Annotated in this window: 21 protein-coding genes and 2 riboswitches; of the genes, 6 read left to right on the top strand and 15 right to left on the bottom strand. The window is 67.2% G+C overall.

Going from position 1 to position 20,551, the window contains the following annotated elements; all coding sequences use genetic code 11:
• Positions 1 to 185 precede the first annotated feature (185 nt).
• Positions 186 to 2,363: a primosomal protein N' gene (locus tag AC5P5R_RS08970; RefSeq protein ID WP_164281574.1), complete on the top strand. Its 2,178-nt coding sequence runs from the start codon at positions 186 to 188 to the stop codon at positions 2,361 to 2,363.
• Between the two features lie 96 nt (positions 2,364 to 2,459).
• On the opposite strand, the gene AC5P5R_RS08965 is transcribed toward AC5P5R_RS08970, so the two are convergent.
• Together AC5P5R_RS08965 and AC5P5R_RS08960 are read right to left on the bottom strand one after the other, a co-directional pair.
• Complete coding sequence (locus AC5P5R_RS08965; protein ID WP_005414615.1) at positions 2,460 to 3,080, bottom strand: glutathione S-transferase family protein; 621 nt, start codon at positions 3,078 to 3,080, stop codon at positions 2,460 to 2,462.
• A 143-nt stretch (positions 3,081 to 3,223) separates the two neighbouring features.
• Positions 3,224 to 4,003, bottom strand: coding sequence for an NYN domain-containing protein (locus tag AC5P5R_RS08960; RefSeq protein WP_005411210.1), 780 nt, complete (start codon positions 4,001 to 4,003; stop codon positions 3,224 to 3,226).
• Positions 4,004 to 4,126: 123 nt separating this feature from the next.
• Between AC5P5R_RS08960 and AC5P5R_RS08955 the strand changes: the two genes are divergently transcribed.
• Entirely contained in the window at positions 4,127 to 5,407 is a 1,281-nt protein-coding gene (locus AC5P5R_RS08955; RefSeq protein ID WP_100438928.1) for an NAD(P)/FAD-dependent oxidoreductase, read from the top strand.
• A gap of 91 nt (positions 5,408 to 5,498) precedes the next feature.
• On the opposite strand, the gene AC5P5R_RS08950 is transcribed toward AC5P5R_RS08955, so the two are convergent.
• From AC5P5R_RS08950 to AC5P5R_RS08940, 3 genes are all read right to left on the bottom strand, one after another.
• Complete coding sequence (locus tag AC5P5R_RS08950) at positions 5,499 to 5,954, bottom strand: hypothetical protein (RefSeq protein ID WP_032965972.1); 456 nt, start codon at positions 5,952 to 5,954, stop codon at positions 5,499 to 5,501.
• Between the two features lie 5 nt (positions 5,955 to 5,959).
• Complete coding sequence (locus AC5P5R_RS08945; RefSeq protein WP_005411213.1) at positions 5,960 to 6,391, bottom strand: nuclear transport factor 2 family protein; 432 nt, start codon at positions 6,389 to 6,391, stop codon at positions 5,960 to 5,962.
• A 71-nt stretch (positions 6,392 to 6,462) separates the two neighbouring features.
• Entirely contained in the window at positions 6,463 to 6,738 is a 276-nt protein-coding gene (locus AC5P5R_RS08940; protein ID WP_024957887.1) for a GIY-YIG nuclease family protein, read from the bottom strand.
• 40 nt (positions 6,739 to 6,778) lie between these two features.
• Positions 6,779 to 6,868: riboswitch (glycine riboswitch) on the top strand.
• A 13-nt stretch (positions 6,869 to 6,881) separates the two neighbouring features.
• Positions 6,882 to 6,987: riboswitch (glycine riboswitch) on the top strand.
• An 82-nt stretch (positions 6,988 to 7,069) separates the two neighbouring features.
• On the opposite strand from AC5P5R_RS08940, the gene AC5P5R_RS08935 reads away from it, so the two are divergent.
• A complete protein-coding gene (locus tag AC5P5R_RS08935; protein WP_005411215.1) occupies positions 7,070 to 7,687 on the top strand; it encodes a trimeric intracellular cation channel family protein in 618 nt (205 codons plus the stop codon).
• A 168-nt stretch (positions 7,688 to 7,855) separates the two neighbouring features.
• On the opposite strand, the gene AC5P5R_RS08930 is transcribed toward AC5P5R_RS08935, so the two are convergent.
• The 7 genes from AC5P5R_RS08930 to AC5P5R_RS08900 form a co-directional block, all read right to left on the bottom strand.
• On the bottom strand, positions 7,856 to 8,929 hold the full coding sequence (locus tag AC5P5R_RS08930; protein ID WP_049460250.1) for a 3-deoxy-7-phosphoheptulonate synthase: 1,074 nt from the start codon (positions 8,927 to 8,929) through the stop codon (positions 7,856 to 7,858).
• A 295-nt stretch (positions 8,930 to 9,224) separates the two neighbouring features.
• The gene (locus AC5P5R_RS08925) at positions 9,225 to 9,482 is read right to left on the bottom strand and encodes a hypothetical protein (RefSeq protein ID WP_005411217.1); all 258 of its coding nucleotides are present in this window, start codon (positions 9,480 to 9,482) and stop codon (positions 9,225 to 9,227) included.
• A gap of 112 nt (positions 9,483 to 9,594) precedes the next feature.
• Positions 9,595 to 9,933 carry a DUF6616 family protein gene (locus tag AC5P5R_RS08920; protein ID WP_100438930.1) on the bottom strand — a complete coding sequence of 113 codons (339 nt, stop codon included), beginning with the start codon at positions 9,931 to 9,933 and terminating at the stop codon, positions 9,595 to 9,597.
• 47 nt (positions 9,934 to 9,980) lie between these two features.
• On the bottom strand, positions 9,981 to 10,721 hold the full coding sequence (locus AC5P5R_RS08915; protein ID WP_100438931.1) for a DNA alkylation repair protein: 741 nt from the start codon (positions 10,719 to 10,721) through the stop codon (positions 9,981 to 9,983).
• Positions 10,718 to 11,218, bottom strand: a complete 501-nt coding sequence (locus tag AC5P5R_RS08910) for a MarR family winged helix-turn-helix transcriptional regulator (protein WP_049450327.1) — start codon at positions 11,216 to 11,218, stop codon at positions 10,718 to 10,720. The genes AC5P5R_RS08915 and AC5P5R_RS08910 overlap by 4 nt, the downstream gene beginning before the upstream one ends.
• 72 nt (positions 11,219 to 11,290) lie before the next feature.
• Entirely contained in the window at positions 11,291 to 12,589 is a 1,299-nt protein-coding gene (locus AC5P5R_RS08905; protein ID WP_100438957.1) for a sensor histidine kinase, read from the bottom strand.
• Between the two features lie 32 nt (positions 12,590 to 12,621).
• Positions 12,622 to 13,329 (bottom strand): response regulator, encoded by a 708-nt coding sequence (locus AC5P5R_RS08900; protein ID WP_049460246.1) that lies wholly within the window; start codon positions 13,327 to 13,329, stop codon positions 12,622 to 12,624.
• A gap of 106 nt (positions 13,330 to 13,435) precedes the next feature.
• Between AC5P5R_RS08900 and AC5P5R_RS08895 the strand changes: the two genes are divergently transcribed.
• A complete protein-coding gene (locus AC5P5R_RS08895; protein ID WP_100438932.1) occupies positions 13,436 to 14,365 on the top strand; it encodes an aspartyl protease family protein in 930 nt (309 codons plus the stop codon).
• Positions 14,366 to 14,432: 67 nt separating this feature from the next.
• Complete coding sequence (locus tag AC5P5R_RS08890; protein ID WP_100438933.1) at positions 14,433 to 15,596, top strand: serine hydrolase domain-containing protein; 1,164 nt, start codon at positions 14,433 to 14,435, stop codon at positions 15,594 to 15,596.
• A 28-nt stretch (positions 15,597 to 15,624) separates the two neighbouring features.
• On the opposite strand, the gene AC5P5R_RS08885 is transcribed toward AC5P5R_RS08890, so the two are convergent.
• From AC5P5R_RS08885 to AC5P5R_RS08875, 3 genes are all read right to left on the bottom strand, one after another.
• On the bottom strand, positions 15,625 to 16,236 hold the full coding sequence (locus tag AC5P5R_RS08885) for a DUF6445 family protein (RefSeq protein WP_005411225.1): 612 nt from the start codon (positions 16,234 to 16,236) through the stop codon (positions 15,625 to 15,627).
• 135 nt (positions 16,237 to 16,371) lie between these two features.
• Entirely contained in the window at positions 16,372 to 18,021 is a 1,650-nt protein-coding gene (gene groL / locus AC5P5R_RS08880; protein ID WP_005411226.1) for a chaperonin GroEL, read from the bottom strand.
• An 81-nt stretch (positions 18,022 to 18,102) separates the two neighbouring features.
• Positions 18,103 to 18,390 (bottom strand): co-chaperone GroES, encoded by a 288-nt coding sequence (locus AC5P5R_RS08875; RefSeq protein ID WP_005411227.1) that lies wholly within the window; start codon positions 18,388 to 18,390, stop codon positions 18,103 to 18,105.
• A gap of 312 nt (positions 18,391 to 18,702) precedes the next feature.
• Here AC5P5R_RS08875 and AC5P5R_RS08870 point away from each other — a divergent pair, with 312 nt between their 5' ends.
• Complete coding sequence (locus AC5P5R_RS08870; protein WP_043034559.1) at positions 18,703 to 20,493, top strand: endonuclease; 1,791 nt, start codon at positions 18,703 to 18,705, stop codon at positions 20,491 to 20,493.
• The last annotated feature ends 58 nt before the right edge of the window (positions 20,494 to 20,551 follow it).

Here is a 20,551-nt window from a genome sequence, read left to right as displayed (position 1 = left end):
TCGTCGCCATCGGCCTCCTGCGTTCCCGTCGACCGGTAACGCACAACGTTATCCACAGAACATGTGGATAAGACTGAATCTCCAATGGACACCGATATTTAGGTGACATTTATGATTCGACGAGGGCCCCCCGGCAGTCTCTGGCCCCTGCCATCCGCGCGCGCATGGCCCGTTACACTGGCCCGATGCTTTCACCCATTCCGACCCTGCAGGTCGCCCTGCCCGTCCCGCTGCCGCGCCTGTTCGGCTACCTGTCACCAGAGGGCGATGGCCCCACGGTCGCGGTCGGCTGCCGCCTGAAGGTGCCGTTCGGCAACCGCGAGCTGGTCGGCGTGGTGGTGGGGCACGGCCAGACCGATGACGGCCAGGGACTGCGCCAGGCCTTGGCCTGGTGCGACCCGCAACCGCTGCTCCAGGGCGAGCTGTGGCACAGCCTGCAGTGGCTGGCGCGCTACACCCATGCGCCACTGGGCGAGGTGCTGAGCACCGCCCTGCCGGGCCCGCTGCGCCATGGCGACGCCCTGCCCGACACCCATCACTGGGGCTGGCAGCTGACCGCCGAAGGCCGCGCCCAGCGCGAAAAACTGCGCGCCGGCAGCCGCCCCCGGCAGCTGGCCGAGCTGCTGGCCGACGCCATCGTCGATGAGGACGTGCTGGGCGAACGCATGGACGACTGGCGCACCGCCGCGCGCAGCCTGGCCAAGCGCGAGCTGGCCGAACGCGTGGCGCTGCGCGTCGCTCCGCAGCACGCGCAGCCACTGCCTGGCCCCACCCTCAACACGGAGCAGGCAGAGGCCGTGGCGGCGATCAACGCAGTCGAGGGCTTCCAACCGTTCCTGCTGGATGGCGTAACCGGCAGCGGCAAGACCGAGGTCTACCTGCAGGCCATCATCCACTGCCTGGCCCAAGGCAAGCAGGCGCTGGTGCTGGTGCCGGAAATCGGCCTCACCCCGCAGACCCTGGCACGCTTCCGCGGCCGCCTCGGCATCGCCGTGCATGCACTGCATTCGGGGTTGAACGACAACGAGCGCGCCCGGGTCTGGGCGGCGGCTTCGCGCGGCGAGGCACGGGTGATCGTCGGCACCCGCTCGGCGGTGTTCACGCCGCTGCCGCAGGCCGGCCTGCTGATCGTCGACGAGGAGCATGACGGCAGCTACAAGCAGCAGGACGGCATCCGCTACCACGCACGCGATTTCGCTCTGGTCCGGGGCAAGGCGCTGGGCGTTCCGGTTCTGCTGGGCAGCGCTACGCCTTCACTGGAGACGCTGCACAACGCCTATGCCGGGCGCTACACCCACCTGCGCCTGAAGCAGCGTGCCGGTGATGCGCGGCCACCGCGCGTGCGCATCCTTGATGTGCGCAAGCGACCATTGCATGACGGCCTCTCGGCCGACGTGCTGGCCGGCATTGGCGAGCACCTGCAGCGCGGCCAGCAGGTGCTGGTGTTCAAGAACCGCCGTGGCTATGCGCCGGTACTGCTGTGCCACGACTGCGGCTGGACCGCGCCATGCAACCGCTGCGATGCACCGATGACCGTGCATGGCGGCGGTCGTCGCCTGCAGTGCCATCACTGCGGCGCGCGGCAACCGGCGCCGCTGGCATGCCCCGCGTGCGGGAGTCTGGCGCTGCAACCGCAGGGCATCGGCACCGAGCGCCTGGAAGAACATCTCACCGCCGCCTTCGCCGACTTCCCGGTGGTGCGCATCGACCGCAGCACCACCTCGCGACGCGATGCACTGGAACAACAGCTGGCGAAACTGGGCGACCAGCCCGGCATCCTGGTCGGCACGCAGATCCTGGCCAAGGGCCACGACCTGCCCAAGCTGACCCTGGTGGTGGTGGTCGGCATCGACGAGGGCCTGTTCTCGGCCGACTTCCGCGCCAGCGAGAAACTGGCGCAGCAGCTGATCCAGGTCGCCGGTCGCGCCGGACGCGCGCGCGACCCGGGCGAAGTCTGGCTGCAGACGCATCACCCGGGGCACCCACTGCTGGAGACCCTGGTCAGCGGTGGCTACCACCCGTTCGCGCAGGCCGAGTTGAACCAGCGCCAGGCCGCAGGATTCCCGCCGTTCGCGCATCTGGCGCTGATGCGCGCCGAAGCGCAGCAGGTGGAGCATGCCAATGCATTCCTGCTGGCAGCGCGACAGCTGCTGGGCGAGCAGGACGTGGTGGAAGCCTATGGACCCATGCCGGCGCCGATGCCACGGCGCGCCGGTTACCAGCGCGCCCAGCTGCTGCTGTCTGCCGCGCAGCGGCCACCGCTGCACGGGGTGCTTTCGCAACTGGTACCGCAGCTGTATGCGCTGCCGGAAGCACGCAAGGTGCGCTGGTCGCTGGATGTGGATCCGACGGATCTTTATTGAGGGGTCAGAGCCTACCCGTCGGGTGGGATCCGACCCCGATGCCCTGGGGTCGGATCCCTTTTCGCAGAAAAGGGCTCTGACCCCGGACGCTTTCGCTTACGTCAGCGGCGACATCACGCCGCGCTGGTAGGCGGGGCGCTCGCGAAGACGGGCGTACCAGTCGGCCAGGTGCGGCAGTTCCGGACGCTGGATCGGCAGTTCGAACCAGGCATAGATCAGCGAGCCCAGCGGGATGTCACCCATCGCGAATGTCTCGCCGGACAGCCACGGCTGCTTGGCCAGGGTGGCATCGGCCATCGCCAGGTAGTCGCCGGCGCGCACGATGGCGGCATTGATCCGCGCTTCGTCGCGGTCGGCCGGGGCGGTGCGCATGATGCCCCAGATCAGGTCGGTGTACAGCGGCGCCATGCGCGAGGTGCTCCAGTCCATCCACTTCTCGGCCTGGGCGCGTTCCATCGGGTCTTCGGCGTACAGCGTGCCCAGCGCGTAGCGCGCACTCAGGTAGCGCACGATGGCGTTCGATTCCCACAGCGGCAGGCCGTGGTCTTCGATCACCGGTACCAGGCCATTGGGATTCATCGCCTGGTATTCCGGCGTCTGCGTGCCGCCGTGGCTGCCACCGACCTCGATGGACTCGTACGGCAGGCCGATTTCCTCGGCACACCACAGCACCTTGCGGACGTTGCTGGAATTGCGACGGCCCCAGATCTTCAACATGCGGGTATTCCTTGCTGGCAATGCGGGCGGCAACGATACCCCTGATCGGGCGGGGTGTGTGCATGCGGGATGCGGAATCTGGCATCCGGGGATTGCCGGCCAGCGGCCGGCACTACCGGTTCCTCGCTGGCCAGCGGCCGGCATTACCGGTTCTTTTTCGGCAGCGCGCGCACGTAGGACGACTTGCCATCCTTCTTCAGTTCGAACAGGCCGATCGCTGCCAGCAGATCGCTGAGCTTGCCGTAGCCATAGTTGCGCGGGTCGAACGACGCCTGGTTGCCGATCTGGCTGCCGACCGGGCCGAGGTGCGACCAGCCATCCTCGCCCTCGGCCGCGGACACCGCGCGACGCAGCATCTTCACCAGCCGCGTGTCGCTGCGCATTTCCGCACCGCTCTTGCGCGGGCGCGCATCGTCGTTGGCCACCGGCTCGTTCGAGGCCTGTTCGCTGGATGCCTGTTCGGTATCCGGCACGCTGGCGTGGGTCTGGCCCAGTGCTTCCAGGTAGGTGAATTTCGAGCACGCGTTGACGAACGGCTCGGGTGTTTTCTTCTCGCCGAAACCGTACACCTTCACGCCATCGGTCAACAGGCGCATCACCATCGGGGTGAAGTCCGCATCGCTGGAGACGATGGCAAAGCCATCCAGGTTGCGCGCGTACAGCAGGTCCATGGCATCGATCACCATCGCCATGTCCGAGGCATTCTTGCCCTTGCTGTAGGCGAACTGCTGGATGGGACGGATCGCATACTCATGCAGCACCGCTTCCCACCCCTTCAGTCGCGGGCTCTTCCAGTTGCCATAGGCGCGGCGCACGTTGGCCACCCCATAGCGGGCCACTTCGGCCAACACCTCGTCGATCTTCGAGGCCGGCGCATTGTCGGCGTCGATCAACAGGGCGATGCGCTTTTCCGGTTCGCTCATGGACTCCTCGCGGGCGGTTGCCTGAACCCGAGTATCGCCGATCCACGCGGGCGCTGACGTGACAGGCGGCCGCCGTGCGAAGATGCCAGGCGCTTCCCCCAATGCCCCCACTGGAGTGAGTCGATGAGTCGCGAGCGCGTTCCCCACCTGGTTGTTGTCGGCGGCGGTTTTGCCGGTCTCTGGGCCACCCGTGCCCTGGCCCGCGAGCGCATACGCATCACCCTGGTCGACCGCCGCAACCATCATCTGTTCCAGCCGCTGCTGTACCAGGTGGCCACCGCCGGCCTGTCCGCGCCGGATATCGCTGCACCACTGCGCCATATCCTCGGCCACCAGCGCAACGTGGAGGTCCGCCTCGGCGAAGTGGTCGCCATCGACAAGCAGTCCCGGCAGATCCGCATGGCCGATGGCAGCACGCTGGACTACGACAGCCTGCTGCTGGCCACCGGCGCCACCCACGCCTACTTCGGCAACGACCAGTGGGCCGATGATGCGCCCGGCCTGAAGACGCTGGACGATGCGATCGCGCTGCGCCGCAAGCTGCTGCTGGCGTTCGAGCGCGCCGAGGCGGAACCGGACCCGGCGAAGAAGGCCGCATGGCTGAGCTTCGCGGTGGTCGGTGGCGGTCCCACCGGTGTTGAACTGGCCGGCACCCTGGCCGAGATCGCGCGGCATACGTTGCGCAACGAATTCCGCCACATTGATCCGGCCAGCGCCAAGGTGCGGCTGGTCGAAGCCGGCCCGCGCGTGCTGTCCTCGTTCCCGGAAGTGCTTTCGCTGAAAGCACGGCGGCAGCTGGAAAAGCTGGGCGTGGAAGTGCTGACCGGTACCCCGGTGAGCGACATCGACAGCCAGGGCTTCACGCTCGGTGACCAGTTCGTACCGGCCCGCACCGTGGTCTGGGCCGCCGGCGTGGCCGCTTCACCGCTGGCGCGCACGCTGGACGTGCCGCTGGACCGCGCCGGCCGCGTGCCGGTGCAACCGGACCTGACCCTGCCCGATCACCCGGAGCTGTTCGTGGCCGGTGACCTGGCCGCACTGAGCCAGGCCGACGGCAAGCAGGTACCCGGCGTGGCACCCGCTGCCAAGCAGATGGGCAAATACGTGGCCGAGGTGATCCGCGCACGCCTGCACGGCAAGCCCGAGCCCGGCCCGTTCAAGTACGCCGACTACGGCAACCTGGCCACCATCGGCCGCATGGCCGCGATCGTGCACTTGGGCCGGCTGCAGCTGTCGGGCGTGCTGGCCTGGTGGTTCTGGCTGGCCGCGCACGTGTTCTTCCTGATCGGCTTCCGCAACCGCATCGTAGTGCTGCTGAACTGGGCCGTGGCGTACTGGAGCTACCAGCGCAGCGCGCGCATCATCTTCGGTGATGACCAGGAAGACCGGCGACCCCGACGGTAGTGCCGGCCGCTGGCCGGCTGCCGCGCGGTCCGCCCCCTCTCCGCAGGAAAGGGCTCTGACTCCGTCAACATCATCCATGCATGGTGTGGATCTACCGCTTCATCGGGCCGCCGGGCGCCCGCCGTTTCGACCATGCGCGGCAGAAGTCCTCCTTCCTTGCGGTGTCGGCAATCTGCGCGGCACTCCAGTTGCGGGTAATCCAGATCGTCAGTGCCGTGCTGCTCAGATGCCAGCGCAGCATGTCGTGCCGTGGCTGCCGCCAAAGATGGCGGCGGGCAATCCAGAACGCCTCCCGTTCCAACTCTGGCACCTTCTTCTTCATCGCGTCGTCGTCGAAGAACTGCGCGGCGAAACTCCAGGGATTCATCGGCTGAAATCCTGTTCGCGGTTCACTGCTGCACGCAGCCACACCACTGGGCGCACGGTCTGCTGGCTTCGGCCAACCGCCCACCAGGGCAAGCCCGAGCAGGTACAGCAGGCCAGGCAGCAGTGCGATGCCGGCGGCCAATACGACGACGGAGACCCATGCCTTACCGGCGGCACGCATCGTGCTCACTTCGCCTTCGGTTTCGGGTACCACAACGCGTTGACGATGACCCAGCGCTGGTCGAAGCGCCCCATGTGGAAGTAATCGACGAACCACGGCGTTTCCAATCGCACCGAGGCGGCATTGCCGGTCACGTCCAGCACCGTGCAGCGGCGGTCCCATTGATCCTTCGGGGTTTTCAGCGCGCCCTGCTTCGTCAGCGCGACCAGTTCTTCCTTCGACATGCGGCGCAGGCCCAGCCGCTCGTCGGGCGTATCGCCGAGGACCGCGCGCTTGGCCAGGTCCGGGTGCAGGGAGCGGGCGACGCGCTGCGGGTCGGCCTCCAGCTGGCCGTCGACGTAGTCATGGCAGGTGGCTTCGATGGCCGCGAGGGTGGCCGGGTCGGCAGCGGGACTGGTTGACGCAGAGAGAGCGAACAACAGGGCGACGGTGGACATCCGGGTCTCCAGCGCTGAGGGCTGGGCGATCATCGCATGGCGGCACAGAGGCATCCATGTATGCCATGGATCTACAGGGACCCAGCATCCACCGCCTGCAACCACGCCAGCTTGCGCTCGCGCGGCAGCTGCTTGAGCTGCCACTCGGCCCGCGAGGCGGCGGCCCGGTCCGGGTATTCGCGCACGGCCAGCACGCGCAGCGGTGGCCGGGCCCGGGTGTAGCGCGCGCCCTTGCCGGCCTGATGGGCGGCGAAACGCGCGTCCACGTCGGTGCTGATGCCGGCGTAATAGCTGCCATCGCGACATTCGAGCAGGTACAGGAACCACGGGCGGAGGGACGGGGCCATGCCCGGATTATGCCGTGCTGCACTGCAGCGGATATACTGGCGCCCGAATGCAGGAGAGAGGCGCCGCGCTGGCGCCCGCCGAAGGCGCAGGCTCCCATGATCGCTCAGGCCGGTGGGCTGGAATCCCACCAACCATGCATTCGACTCGCCGAGCTGGAGAGAGGTCACCGGGCATGCCCGGGACGATCCGCCGAAGGGGCACGCGGCCCATGCCGCTGAACTCTCAGGCAAAAGGACAGCGGGAGCGGCACCGGTCATCGTCATTCCGTCATTGCGCAGGCAATGGCGGCGTCCGCGCATGGCCGGCCCCACCGCGCCCGGAGCCTGCCCCATGTTGCTGTCCATCATCTACCTGATCGCCATTTCCGCCGAAGCCATGACCGGCGCGCTGTCCGCCGGCCGCCGCCGCATGGACCTGTTCGGCGTGGTCATGATCGCCTGCGTCACCGCACTCGGCGGTGGTTCACTGCGCGACATCCTGCTCGGCCACTACCCGCTGGGCTGGGTGAAGCATCCCGAGTACCTGGGCTTCACCGTGTGCGCGGCGCTGATCGCCACCTGGGTGGCGCGCTGGATGCACCACTTCCGCCGCACCTTCCTGGTGCTCGATGGCCTGGGCCTGATCGCCTTCACCCTGATCGGCTGCTCGATCGCGCGCGAAGCCGGCCATGCGATGCCGATCGTGCTGATCGCCGGCATGCTGACCGGCGCGTTCGGCGGCGTGCTGCGCGACATCCTCTGCAACGAGGTGCCGCTGATCTTCCAGAAGGAGCTGTACGCGATCATCGCGCTGCTGACCGGCGCGGCCTACCTGTTGCTGCTGCACTGGGGCGTGGCCGACGCCACCGCGATCCTGTGCTGCCTCGGCGGCGGCTTCGCGCTGCGCCTGCTGGCGATCCACTACCGCTGGGAAATGCCGAAGTTCGTGTACCACGACGAAGTGCATTGAGGTTGGCGCGGCGGAATCCGCACCACCCCGGCGATGTACCTGGCGCTGTCGCTCATGCGCAGCGCCAGGCGCATCGCCGGTGCAGATGGGCCGGTCTCCAACTCCGACCGGCCCTGATCGCGGCCGCACCCCCGCAGGCGCTGGCCGCCATCCACACACGTGCCGCACTCAAGCGGCTTCGGACACCTTCACTTCGCGACGGGCGCGCACGGCCGCGGCCAGTCGCTCCAGCACCGTCACGGTGGTGTCCCAGTCGATGCAGCCATCGGTGATGCTCTGCCCGTAGACCAGCGGTTGGCCTTCCACCAGTTCCTGGCGGCCACCGACCAGATGGCTCTCGATCATCACACCGACGATGCGCTGTTCACCGTCTTCCAACTGAACGGCGATGTCCTCGATCACCTTCGGCTGGTTGTCCGGGTTCTTCAGGCTGTTGGCATGGCTGGCGTCGATCATCAGGCGCGTCGGCAGCTTGGCCTTGGCCAGCGCCTGGCAGGCCTCGGCGACACTGCCTGCATCGTAGTTCGGCTGCTTGCCGCCGCGCAGGATCACATGGCAATCCGGGTTGCCAGTGGTCGACACGATGGCGGTGCCGCCCTGCTTGGTGACCGACAGGAAGTGATGCGGATTGGAGGCCGCACCCACCGCGTCGGCGGCGATCTTCACGTTGCCATCGGTGCCGTTCTTGAAGCCGACCGGGCACGACAGACCCGAGGCCAGTTCGCGGTGCACCTGGCTTTCGGTGGTGCGCGCACCAATGGCGCCCCAGGCCACCAGATCGGCGATGTACTGCGGCGAGATCACGTCGAGGAACTCGACACCGGCCGGCAGGCCGAGCTTGTTGATGTCGCGCAGCAGGCCACGGGCGATGCGCAGGCCCTTGTCGATCCTGAAACTGCCGTCCAGGTCCGGATCGTTGATCAGGCCCTTCCAGCCCACCGTGGTGCGCGGCTTCTCGAAGTACACGCGCATCACGATTTCAAGTTCCCCGGCCAGCGCGTCACGCAGCGGCTTCAGGCGCTGGGCGTACTCGATGGCGGCCTTCGGGTCGTGGATCGAGCATGGGCCAACCACCACCGCCAAGCGGTCGTCACGGCCATGCAGGATCTGGTGCAGGGCCGCGCGCGATGCGCTGACGGTGTCGGAGGCTTCATCGTCACACGGCAGCATCGCCAGCAGCTGGGCAGGCGGTGTCAGCGGTTCGATGGTGCGGATACGCAGGTCGTCGGTGTGCGGGGGCATTGGGGGAGGTCTCCGGAACGTTGGGGGTCCCCAGCGTGGCGGCATGAAAAAAGCCGCCAGGTTCGCTGGCGGCTTTCGGGAATGCGTCTGAAGCTTTCTTCAGGGTGAGCGCAGTCCTTCCTCCGCCAGTGGCTTCGGAAAGTAATACCAGTAAAAGCGGGTGGCGGCTGCGTTCATGGGTTGTATTGATAGCACAGCTTTTGCGCAGTGCAAAATGTTTCATCCGCAACTGGGGACGCGGTTCAGCGAGATGCGCGCCGGCCCTGCCCACGCGGCGGCAACCACGCAACGTCGCTCATTTGCCATGCACTTCCACGTCCAGCAGCAGGCCCTCATGGATGTCGGCCCAGCGTTCCAGCACGCGATCCAGTTCCTGCCGGGCCTCGTCCAGCTGCTCGGGGTTGAGCAGGGAACGCGCGGTGTAGAGATCGGAAACCAAGCGCCGCAGGGCCGATTCCTGGATGGCCACCGACGGCCCCTCCAGCCCCGGCAACTGCAACGCCGGGCTGTCGCCAAGAGGGCCGAACAGCGTGACCTGGAGCGTGCTCTGCATGATCGACCTTCCTGCGGATGGACATGGGCAATGTCCTGTTTACCGCGTCTGGGTGACAGGCGCATGTGCCACCCATGCCCAGCACCGGGATCTGCCGGCGTCTGCCGCCCCGCTACAAGGCGGCCAGGTCGGCAAGGTGCTGGGCCATGCTGTCCATCGCGCCTACCGCCTGGGTGGTGGTGAAGTACTCATGCCAGCCGGTAGCGGCAATGCCGGCCATCAACGCATCGACCCCCTCGCGGCTTGCGCAGCGCCAGACCGCATAGAACTGCTCATCGCTGCCGTGCGGTACGCCCGAGGCAATGCGGCCCATCGCCAGCGGCGTGATGCGGACCGGATCGAACTGCTGCATGCCGGCGCCGATACGGGCGAAGAAGGCGTTCCGCTGCTCGGGCGGAAGTGTGGTCCAGGCAGGGGTGGCGGTGTAGAGCTCGATGAAAGTGTGCGACATGGTGGTTCTTCCTTGAGGGTTCGGGGGTTGCCGGCCAGCGGCCGGCACTACCGGAGCGAGCGCAGCGCGCGTTTGCGGATGTAGGCGTTGGCGTCGCTGTGGCGCTCATGCTGCCAACGCGTACACAGCTGGCGCAGCCACTGCGGCTGGGTCTTGCCGGCATCGTTGAGCCAGTTTCCGACCGAATCCTGCACATAGCGTTCCGGATCGTCGGCCAGTGCTTCCAGCAGCGCGGATGCATGTTCCGGGTGCTGCTTGAACAGTGCGATATGCGTGGCCCAGACACCGCGCGGACGCAGTGCTTCGCAGGCGAAGCGGCGCAGGTACGGCGATGTTTCCTGTGACCACGGTTGCAGGTGCTCCAGCGCCTGCAGTGGTGTGGCAACGATGTCCGTGCGTAGTGCCAGCCACGCCCATTCGCGCACACCGAAATGGGGGTCATCGGCCAGTGTGCGCATCTGCTGCAGCTTCCCTGCCAGCGTTGCGCGGGCATCGCTGCCGATCAGGTAGCAGGCCCAGCCGCGCACGGTATCGGAGCTGTGATGCTGCCAGAGCGCAGGCGCCCCCTGCCCCGCCTCACGCAGCAGTTGCGCAGCCAGGGCCATGCGCAGCGTGATGCCCTTGCCTGAGGCGTCCCGCATGCGTTGCAGCGCCTCCGGTGCAAGCGCAGGCGCCACCACCTGCAGCAGCGCGGCAAAATCCACTGCCAGGCATTCTGCCAGATGGGTGGCGGGGACGCGGCCGGTGTTGAGTGCTTGCCGGCGTTCCGCAGGAATGGCCGTGCTCATGCTGCGGATTCCCGCCCGGCGTCCGTGTGCTGCCAGACCTTGTGCAGCAGCTGTGACAGCTGCTGCTGTTCATCAGCATCCAGGCCGTTGAACAGCCCACCGATCCATTGCGTGTGCTGCTCGAACAGCGATTCGGCCAAACGCTTTCCCGGTGCGGTCAGCACGATCTGCAGGCGGCGGCCATCCCCGTCATCGTTGCGACGCTGCAGCAGGCCTTCGCGCTGCAGGCCGTCGAGCAGGCCGCTGATGGTGGCGCGGGTCACGCCGGCGCGCTCGGCCAGCACATGCGGCGGCAGTGCGCCACCGGCCCCGTGCAACAGGAACAGCACGATGAAGCGACCCTCGCTGAGCCCATGCGGTGCCAGCCGCACGGCGCAGTCGCGATCGATCGACGAGGACAGCGAGAGCAGCTGGAAACACAGGCGCAGCGGCGCGATGTTGGCGTGACCGCGTCGCTGCGCTTCCTCGATCAGGGCATGGTGCTTGGCTTCGATCATCTCACGCACGTGATATGGTTAGGCGCCTAATCATACAGCCGAACAGCCGCTGCCTGTAAACCACAGCCGATATCAGGTGAACTTTCCCAGCAGCAGGCACGCAACCAGCCCGCCGCCCTCCCGGTGCAGCAGCTGCAGTTCGCCCGCGTGCCGCCTCGCCACATTGGCGGCCACTGCCAGCCCAAGTCCCGCTCCACCGGTGGTGCGACTACGAGAACGCTCGCTGCGCTGGAACGGTTGCAGCAGGCGTACTCGGTCGCCCTCGGCGATACCTGGGCCCCGATCCATCACCTCCAGCTGGACCCCTCGCTCAACCACGGCAAGCCGCAGCTCCACCGCCCCGGCATAGCGATCGGCATTGTCGATAAGGTTGTCAAACGCGCGCCGAAGCAGCAGCGCGTCGCCGTGCCAGGGCAGACTGTCCGGCCCCTGGATGGAGATCTCGACACCGCGCAGCAACGCTGCCTGCACGCACTCCTCCAGCAGCGCGGCCAGATCCAGCGGGCGCATCTGCAACGGCTGCAGTTCACCGCGTGCGTAATCGAGCACCTGCTCGATCATCGTGTCCATGCGCTCGATGTCCGCCACCATCCGGGCCGCCTGTGGTGTGGGCGCGAACTCGGCGCGCAGTCGCAGGCCGGTCAATGGTGTGCGCAGGTCGTGCGCCACTGCAGCCAGCATATGGGTCATGTCCTGGGCCTGCGCACGCAGGCGCTCTCGACCGGTGCCGATCGCGGCGGCCAGCATCTGTACCTCGCGCGGGCCATCATCCGGCAGGGGCGTGTCGGCTTGCAGGTCCACGCGTGCACTGGCATCGGCCAAGCGTCGTAGTGGACGCCCCAGCCGGATCGATGCCCACGCCGCCAGCGGCGCCAGCAACACGGCACCGCCCAGCAGCGCCAGTATCACCTGTCGCCGCCAAGCTGCCAGATCACTGTGATCGCTGCCGACCACCCGCCAGCGGCCATCGGCCTGGCGCACGCCCAGTTCAAACGGCGGCCATTGCATCGCGGTCAGCAGCGCGGCCTGCGCCTTCAGTACACCGACCCGCGCCGTGCCGTCGAGCACCTCGCCGCCTTCGATGACCTGCACATCAGGCGCCTTGCCCTGTCCGCTCCAGACCAGGCGCACCTCCTTCGCCGGCAAACCCATCTGCAGCGCCGCCAACTGGGTGAGCCAGTCACTGGCACTGCCCTTTGGTGGCGCATCCTGCGTCGCCAGATGCAGGCCCAGTGGTGCCGCGGCCTGCTCCCCCCGCAGCACCTGCACGGCCTGGTCCAACCGCATCGGTGGCGGCGCGGGCCGAGGCATCCAGCCAACCACGGCCACGCTGACCAGTGTCGCCAGCAGCAGGCTGGCCAGGGCCAGCATCGTGATCCAACGCGCGGTCGGCCACCGGCTGTTCACAGCACCTGTACCTCGGCGTGGAAGCGATAGCCTTCGCCACGCGATGTCTGCACCAGGGCTTCCGCACCGGGTGAGGCCTGCCCGAGCTTGCGGCGCAGGCGGCTGATCGCCAGGTCGACCGCGCGGTCGACGCTGTCACTCGGCTCGCCACGGCTCAGCTGCAGCAGCTGCTCGCGCCCCAGCACCCGCCCGGGGCGTTCGGCCAGCGCCAGCAACAGGCTGAATTCACCACGGCTGAGCACCAGCTCGTTCCCATCCGGCGCCAGCAGGCGACGTTGTTCCGGCAGCAACCGCCAACCAGAAAAGCGCAGTTCACTGGCTACCTGCGCGCGCAGCTTGTCCTGCCGGCGCAGCAGCGCGCGTACCCGCGCCAGCAGCTCGCGCGGGTCGAACGGCTTGGCCAGGTAGTCGTCCGCGCCCATCTCCAGGCCGATCACCCTGTCCGGTGCGCTGCCCATCGCCGACAGCATCAGGATCGGAATGGCCCCTGCCTGCAGCCGGCGGCAGACCGACAGGCCATCCTCACCGGGCATCATCCAGTCGAGGATGATCACGTCCGGGCGATCGACCTGCAGCAGCACGTCCAGCGCCGTCGCGTCCGCTGCCACCCGTACCTGGTAGCCATGCAGCAACAGGCAATCGGCGATGGCATCACGGATGCTGGCGTCGTCATCGACAACGATGACACGGGCGGGAGTCGTCATGCAGGCAGTATCAGGCAGGTCTGTATCAGGACGGTATCAACGCCGATATTCCCGCGATACGCCGCTGCGCGCCAATGGTCACCCATGATCACTGCGGAGCCTTGCCTTGCGCCTCATCCCATTCGTCCTGCTTGCTGCCCCGCTGGCTGCGCTGGCGTCCGATTCCCCCGAACACATCCTGCCGATGTGGATGCAGGGCGGTCATCCGGCCGTGGCCGTGTCGCTGGACGGGCGTGCCGAACCACTGCGATTCGTGGTCGACAGCGCGGCAGGCGCCACGCTGGTCGATGACCGCGTCGTGCGGCGCTACGGTCTGGGAGATGCGGATGCAGAGGTATCACAGGCCCAAGGGGCAAGTGCAGCCTCCGCGCGACTGCAGCGCATACGCAGAACGTCCTGGCAGCTGGGCAGTTGGCAGCTGCAGGCCCAAGCCATGAAGGTCGATCTGTCGTCGTTGCCGAAGGACGATGATCCGGCCATTGACGGCTTGATCGGCAATGATCTGACCGGACGCTGGGACACCCGTTGGGACTTCGGCCGCAATCAACTGGCGCTGTGGACACCCGGCGGATTGAACCTGGAAGGACCGGGTTGCCAGCCCAATGCGCTGCCCGGACGCACTGACGGCCTGCGCCAGTTCGGTTTCATCATGCTTGGACTGGGCGCGCCCGCGGTGGACGCCATCGCCGTGGTCGACACCGGTGCCGCGCAGACCGTCCTCAACGCCGAAGCAGCCCGCGCACTGGGGCTGCGCACCGACGGCAGCGACGCACGGGTGCGGGTGCGTGAAAAGGGCACCGAAGGCCTGGGCGGCGGAAAGCAGGCAACCTGGCTGTACACCCTGCCCGGCATGGTCGGCAACGGCTGGCAGCACCCCTCGATGGAGGTCCGCATCAGCGAACTGCCAGTGTTCAAGGCGATCGGCCTGGAGGGCCGGCCGGCGCTGATCCTTGGTGCGGATGCAATGCGCGGCGGCCAGGTGGACATCGGTGCCGGCGCGTCCCGGATCTGCCTGCGCCGGCCGCAGGCCAGCTGACATCCGGCAATGACGCCAGCGGCAGCCTGGCGTAGCATCACCGTGCGCCCCACCAGGAGTTCCACGCATGTGCCGTGCTGCCCTGATGTTGCTGACGCTGTTCCCGCTGGCTGTGCTGGCTGCACCTCCCCCGGTACCCTCGCCGGCCCGCATCGATGCCGAAGCGCAGCGGTTGATGCAGGCCGCACAGGCGCGCGGCATGGCACTGGCGGTGATCGACGGCGGCAAGGTGGTGCACGTCGCCGCCTACGGCGAGCGCAATACCGCAGGCGAATCACTGCGCACCGATACGGTGATGTACGCCGCCTCGCTGACCAAGATGGCATTCGGCCATCTGGTCGCGCAGCTGGCGCAGGACCGCAGGATCGATCTGGATGCCAGCATCGCCACAGCGCTGGACAAGCCGTTGCCGGACTATCCGCCCGAAACGAAGAAGTACGCCGACTACAGCGTGCTGGCCGATGATGCGCGCTGGCGCCAGCTCACCCCTCGCCTGCTGCTCAACCACGCCAGTGGCTTTGCCAACTTCGGGTTTCTTGAACCGGACGGCCGGCTGAAGTTCCACTTCGATCCAGGCAGCCGCTACGGCTATTCCGGCGACGGGCTGATCCTGCTGCAGTTCGTGATCGAACGCGGACGGCTGGGCGAGGATGTAGGTGCGTTGATGCAGCAGCGGGTATTCGACCGCTTCGGCATGACCCGCACCAGCATGATGTGGCGCGGGGACTTCGCCACCAACCTGGCCGACGGCTGGACCATGGAGGGCACCGCCGAGCCGCACGATGAGCGCAGCCGCGTGCGCGCGGCCGGTTCGATGGATACCACCATCGCCGACATGGCCCGTTTCGCCGCCGGCTACGTGCGCGGCGATGGGCTGTCAGCGACGATGCGCAAGGAGCTGGTGCGGCCGCAGCTGCCGATCACCACCGCCAGCCAGTTCCCCACCCTGCAGCCGGAGCTGCCGAAGGCGCTGCAGCGCAAGGACCTGGCGGCCGGCCTGGGAGTGGTGACGTTCCGTGGCCCGCAAGGCGCGGGCTTCTACAAGGGCGGCCACGATGATGCGGTCGGTAATACGCTGGTGTGCGTCGAGCAGCAGCAGCGCTGCGTGGTGATCCTGGGCAACGATGTGCGCGCCGAGGCGACCTTCCCGGCGCTGGTGGCCTTCGTGCTCGGCGACATCGGCGTACCGTGGCAGTGGGAGTACGGCGCAGCGAAGGCATTCGTGAAGTAGATCCACGCCATGCGTGGATGACCTCCCTTCAACGCGCCTGCTCGAAGAACATCAGGTAGACCAGCCGCCCATTCTCCGGCCGGTCGCCGAAGGCCGGGCCGGCGGTATGCCAGAACCACGGGCGCAGCAGCACCAGGCGGTTGAAGCGCATCGGGATGCGCATGGTCATTTCCCACTGGCTGTCGTCGACGCTGTCGCGCTCGATGATGTCCCGATGCATGTCGCCGCCGTTGGCGTAGCCCAGCGCAGCCAGCTCGTGGGCGTTCAGCGCCATGCGCTCGGTGTTGGTGCGGCGATGGCGGAAGAACTCGGTACCCCCTTCGCAGTGCTCCGGGGCGCTGAGGTAGAGGATGCCGGACCAGTGCGAATGGTCGGTGTGCACCTTGGCGCGACCCACATCGCTGGCCAGGGTCAGCCGGAACTTGCCGTGCGACTGCAACGGATTGACCGGCCGCAGCGGCTCGTTGACCAACCGCGACGCGGCCTCGGACAGGCCGTCCAGCTCCAGCCGTTCGAGCGAATTACGCCCGGGGAATGCCCCCTCCTGCGCCGGGTAGGTCAGGCCCAGGCCGGCCTGGCGCAGGCCGTGTGCATCGGCTGGAGAGAGGAAGTCGTCGACGACGATGAACGAGGTAGGCATGGTCTGCGAGCGTAGCGACGCGGCGCCATGGCGGCAACCGGACAACAAAAAAACCCCGCCTCGCGGCGGGGTTTTTCCTTGCATCGGGGGAGACGCGCCGGCCAGGGCCGGCAACGTCCGACGCGGGCGTGGACCTTAGAAGTCCATGCCGCCCATGCCACCCATGCCGCCCATGCCACCGGCGCCGCCCATGGCCGGCTCGTCCTTCTTCGGAGCTTCGGCAACCATGGCTTCGGTGGTGATCATCAGGCCAGCGATCGAGGCCGCGTTCTGCAGCGCCGAACGGGTCACCTTGGTCGGGTCCAGGATGCCGAACTGCAGCATGTCGCCGAACTCGCCGGTGGCGGCGTTGTAGCCGAAGCTGCCGGTGCCTTCCTTGACCTTGTTGATGATGACCGACGGCTCGTCACCGGCGTTGGCAACGATCTCGCGCAGCGGGGCTTCCATCGCACGCAGGGCGATCTGGATGCCGTGGTTCTGGTCTTCGTTGGCGCCCTTCAGGCCGGCCAGCGCGGTGATCGCGCGGACCAGGGCAACGCCGCCGCCCGGAACCACGCCTTCTTCAACGGCCGCACGGGTGGCGTGCAGGGCGTCGTCGACGCGATCCTTCTTTTCCTTCATTTCGATTTCGGTCGAGGCGCCGACCTTGATCACGGCAACACCGCCGGCCAGCTTGGCCACGCGTTCCTGCAGCTTCTCGCGGTCGTAATCCGAGGAGGTGTCCTGGATCTGGGTCTTGATCTGCGCCACGCGTGCATCAACGTTGGCCTTGTCGCCGACGCCGTCGATGATGGTGGTGTTCTCCTTGGAGACCTGCACCTTCTTGGCGCGGCCCAGGTCCTTGATGGTGGCCTTCTCCAGCGACAGGCCGACTTCTTCGGAGATCACGGTGCCGCCGGTCAGCACGGCCATGTCTTCCAGCATCGCCTTGCGACGGTCGCCGAAGCCCGGAGCCTTGACGGCCACGACCTTGACGATGCCACGGATGGTGTTGACGACCAGGGTGGCCAGCGCTTCGCCTTCAACTTCCTCGGCCACGATCAGCAGCGGCTTGCCGGCCTTGGCGACGCCTTCCAGCACCGGCAGCAGGTCACGGACGTTGGAGATCTTCTTGTCGTGCAGCAGGATGAACGGGTCATCCAGGTCAGCGGTCTGCGACTGCTGGTTGTTGATGAAGTACGGCGACAGGTAGCCGCGGTCGAACTGCATGCCCTTGACCACGTCCAGCTCGTTGTCCAGGCCCGAGCCTTCTTCAACGGTGATGACGCCTTCCTTGCCGACTTCCTTCATCGCGTCAGCGATGATCTGGCCGATCGACTCGTCCGAGTTGGCCGAGATGGTACCGACCTGGGCGATCGCCTTGTCGTCGGCGGTCGGCTTGGAGATGTTCTTCAGCTCGGCGACGGCGGCCGAAACGGCCTTGTCGATACCGCGCTTGAGGTCCATCGGGTTCATGCCGGCGGCAACGGCCTTGGCGCCTTCGCGGATCAGGGCCTGGGCCAGCACGGTGGCGGTGGTGGTGCCGTCGCCGGCATCGTCGTTGGTGCGCGAAGCAACTTCCTTCACCATCTGCGCGCCCATGTTCTCGAACTTGTCAGCCAGTTCGATTTCCTTGGCGACGGAGACGCCGTCCTTGGTGATGGTCGGGGCGCCGAAGCTCTTTTCCAGCACGACGTTGCGGCCCTTCGGGCCCAGGGTGGCCTTGACGGCATTGGCGAGAACGTTGACGCCGCGCACCATGCGCGAACGGGCGTCTTCACCGAAACGAATATCCTTGGCAGCCATTGCATTTACCTCATTGGTAGCGCCGGACGATGCCCGGCGGCTGGGAGTTTGGGATCAGGTTGAAACAGGTCGCGCCGAGGCTCAGCCGATGACGGCGAGCACGTCGTCTTCGCGCAGGACCTTGTATTCGACGCCTTCGCTCTTGTACGAGCTGCCGGCGTACTGGCCATAGATGACCTTGTCGCCGACCTTCAGCGACGGCGCGCGCACGTTGCCGTTGTCCAGCGGCTTGCCCGGGCCGACGGCCACGACCTCACCCTTGGTGGACTTTTCCTTGGCCGAGTCGGGGATGACGATGCCACCGGCGGAGATTTCGTCGGCTTCGATCGGCTTGACCACAACGCGGTCGTGCAGCGGCTTGATGCTCATAGGAGACCTCTTAAGTGATTGATTGGTCTAAAAAAGTCCGGCGATGTTAGCACTCACCCCAGGCGAGTGCCAGAACCGCACGTGAAGAAACCCGACAACGTCGGGAGCAGGGCAGAGATGGAGCCCCGCCGCCCCCTTTCAAGGGCGGAATGAAAAAATTTTTTCCACCCGCGCGCCTCGGCCAAGGCGTCGGTCCTGGACAATTTCGGTGACAAGCGTCGCACTGTCAGATATCTGACGTTCATTTACGACAAAGTGTCACTGGATCGGCCTTAGGCTCGGTCACGCATTCCCAATCACAAGGAGTAGTCGATGCGATTGCTGTCCCCGCTTGCCGCCGCCTGCCTGCTGGCACTGGCCGCGGCGCCGGCCCAGGCCGAGGTCTTCATCAACGAACTGCACTACGACGACAGCACCGCCGCCGGTGACGTCGGCGAAGCCATCGAAGTGGTCGCTACCGCAGGTGAAGACCTGTCCGGCTACCGCCTCTACCTCTACAACGGCAGCAATCCTTCGGCCGCCACGGTCTACGCCAACAACCCGGTCCCGGCCGGCACCGCCGCCGGTTGCGGCAGCGCCAGCATCGCCGTGGTCAACTACCCGACCAACGGCATCCAGAACGGCCCGAACGACGGCATCGCCCTGGTCGACGCCAGCGGCAAGGTGGTCCAGTTCCTCAGCTACGAGGGCGCCATCACCGCCTCCGGTGGCCCTGCCGCCGGCATGACCAGCCAGAACATTCCGGTGGCCGAGACCAACAGCACGGCGCCGGGCACCTCGCTGCAGCTGACCGGCAGCGGCAGCCAGTACGCCCACTTCACCTGGGCCGAGTCGGCCAGGCAGACCTTCGGCAGCTGCAACAACGGCCAGACCTTCAGTGGCGGCGGCACCCCGGGCCCGAACACGCCGCCGTCGGTGTCCACCACCACCCCGGCGCAGGGCAGCAGCACCTTCCCGGCCGCGGCCGATCTGGAAGTGGTGTTCAGCGAGACGGTGAACCTGGCCAGCGGCGCGTTCGCGCTGAGCTGCGGTACCTCCGGCAGCGTGCCGCTGACCTTCCCGGCCAGCGGACGCAGCGTGAAGCTGTCCACCAACACCGCGCTGGTGGCCGGTGAAGCCTGCCGCTTCGACATCCGCGCCGCGCGCATCACCGACCTGCAGGGCGCACACCCGGCGGCCGACAGCCGCATCGCCTTCACCGTGGCCAGCACCGGCGGCAATCCGGACCCGGGCAACCCGGGTGTGCCGGCCGGCTACTACTCCAAGGTCAACACCTCCAGCCCGAGCCAGCTGCGCTGCTCGCTGCACGCAACAATCAAGGGCCACACCGCCTACCCGTACAGCGGCTCGGGCACCAGTACCTGGACCATCCTGGAGATCGCAGACGAGGACCCGAACAACCCGAACCGCATCCTTGACGCGTATCGCAACCGCAGCTACGCCAAGGTGACCGATCGCGCCGGCAGCGGCAGTGGCCTGAAGTACAACCGCGAGCACACCTGGCCGAACTCGCTGGGTTTTGCCACCACCACGGGTGACAAGGGCCTGCCGTACGCGCCGTATACCGATACCCACATGCTGTACCTGACCGATGCACAGTGGAACGCCGACCGTGGCAACAAGCCGTTCGGCAAGTGCGACGCCAGCTGCGGCGAGCGCGCCACCGAGGCCAACAACGGCCAGGGTGGCGGCAGTGGTGGCTATCCGGGCAACTCCAACTGGGTGCGCACGCCGGACGGCAACACCGGCACGTTCGAGGTGTGGGGCAAGCGCAAGGGCGACATGGCACGTGCGGTGATGTACATGGCGATCCGCTACGAGGGCGGCAAGGATGCAGCCACTGGCCAGTCCGAGCCGGACCTGGAGCTGACCGACGACCGCAGCAGGATCGTCAAGACCAGCAGCTCGCCGGCCTACATGGGCCTGCTGTCGACGCTGATCGACTGGCACCTGTCCGACCCGCCGGATGATGCCGAGCGTGCGCGCAATGACGTGATCTACAGCTTCCAGGGCAACCGCAACCCGTTCATCGACCACCCCGAGTGGGCGACCCCTGGCCTGTTCACCTCGGCCAAGCCGGCCAGCTGCCAGCTGGCCAACTGACCGCGCAACGCAGCGGTCCACGGCCGCCGCCGGGTCCTGACCCGGCGGCGGCCCTATA

Source organism: Stenotrophomonas sp. YJH_SMC_19, from assembly GCF_059367915.1.
The sequence above is the reverse complement of the archived record's forward strand: the minus strand, read 5'-3'. Positions and strand labels throughout refer to the sequence as shown.

Coding starts and splice junctions, on each gene's coding strand:
- AC5P5R_RS08870 (WP_043034559.1), top strand. CDS start 18,703: ATGCGATTGCTGTCCCCGCTTGCCGCCGCCTGCCTGCTGGCACTGGCC.
- AC5P5R_RS08910 (WP_049450327.1), bottom strand. CDS start 11,218: ATGATCGAAGCCAAGCACCATGCCCTGATCGAGGAAGCGCAGCGACGC.
- AC5P5R_RS08915 (WP_100438931.1), bottom strand. CDS start 10,721: ATGAGCACGGCCATTCCTGCGGAACGCCGGCAAGCACTCAACACCGGC.
- AC5P5R_RS08940 (WP_024957887.1), bottom strand. CDS start 6,738: ATGGCCCCGTCCCTCCGCCCGTGGTTCCTGTACCTGCTCGAATGTCGC.
- AC5P5R_RS08960 (WP_005411210.1), bottom strand. CDS start 4,003: ATGAGCGAACCGGAAAAGCGCATCGCCCTGTTGATCGACGCCGACAAT.
- AC5P5R_RS08920 (WP_100438930.1), bottom strand. CDS start 9,933: ATGTCGCACACTTTCATCGAGCTCTACACCGCCACCCCTGCCTGGACC.
- AC5P5R_RS08900 (WP_049460246.1), bottom strand. CDS start 13,329: ATGACGACTCCCGCCCGTGTCATCGTTGTCGATGACGACGCCAGCATC.
- AC5P5R_RS08930 (WP_049460250.1), bottom strand. CDS start 8,929: ATGCCCCCGCACACCGACGACCTGCGTATCCGCACCATCGAACCGCTG.
- AC5P5R_RS08950 (WP_032965972.1), bottom strand. CDS start 5,954: ATGCGTGCCGCCGGTAAGGCATGGGTCTCCGTCGTCGTATTGGCCGCC.
- AC5P5R_RS08965 (WP_005414615.1), bottom strand. CDS start 3,080: ATGTTGAAGATCTGGGGCCGTCGCAATTCCAGCAACGTCCGCAAGGTG.
- AC5P5R_RS08945 (WP_005411213.1), bottom strand. CDS start 6,391: ATGTCCACCGTCGCCCTGTTGTTCGCTCTCTCTGCGTCAACCAGTCCC.
- AC5P5R_RS08955 (WP_100438928.1), top strand. CDS start 4,127: ATGAGTCGCGAGCGCGTTCCCCACCTGGTTGTTGTCGGCGGCGGTTTT.
- AC5P5R_RS08875 (WP_005411227.1), bottom strand. CDS start 18,390: ATGAGCATCAAGCCGCTGCACGACCGCGTTGTGGTCAAGCCGATCGAA.
- AC5P5R_RS08970 (WP_164281574.1), top strand. CDS start 186: ATGCTTTCACCCATTCCGACCCTGCAGGTCGCCCTGCCCGTCCCGCTG.
- AC5P5R_RS08885 (WP_005411225.1), bottom strand. CDS start 16,236: ATGCCTACCTCGTTCATCGTCGTCGACGACTTCCTCTCTCCAGCCGAT.
- AC5P5R_RS08890 (WP_100438933.1), top strand. CDS start 14,433: ATGTGCCGTGCTGCCCTGATGTTGCTGACGCTGTTCCCGCTGGCTGTG.
- groL (WP_005411226.1), bottom strand. CDS start 18,021: ATGGCTGCCAAGGATATTCGTTTCGGTGAAGACGCCCGTTCGCGCATG.
- AC5P5R_RS08935 (WP_005411215.1), top strand. CDS start 7,070: ATGTTGCTGTCCATCATCTACCTGATCGCCATTTCCGCCGAAGCCATG.
- AC5P5R_RS08905 (WP_100438957.1), bottom strand. CDS start 12,589: ATGCTGGCCCTGGCCAGCCTGCTGCTGGCGACACTGGTCAGCGTGGCC.
- AC5P5R_RS08925 (WP_005411217.1), bottom strand. CDS start 9,482: ATGCAGAGCACGCTCCAGGTCACGCTGTTCGGCCCTCTTGGCGACAGC.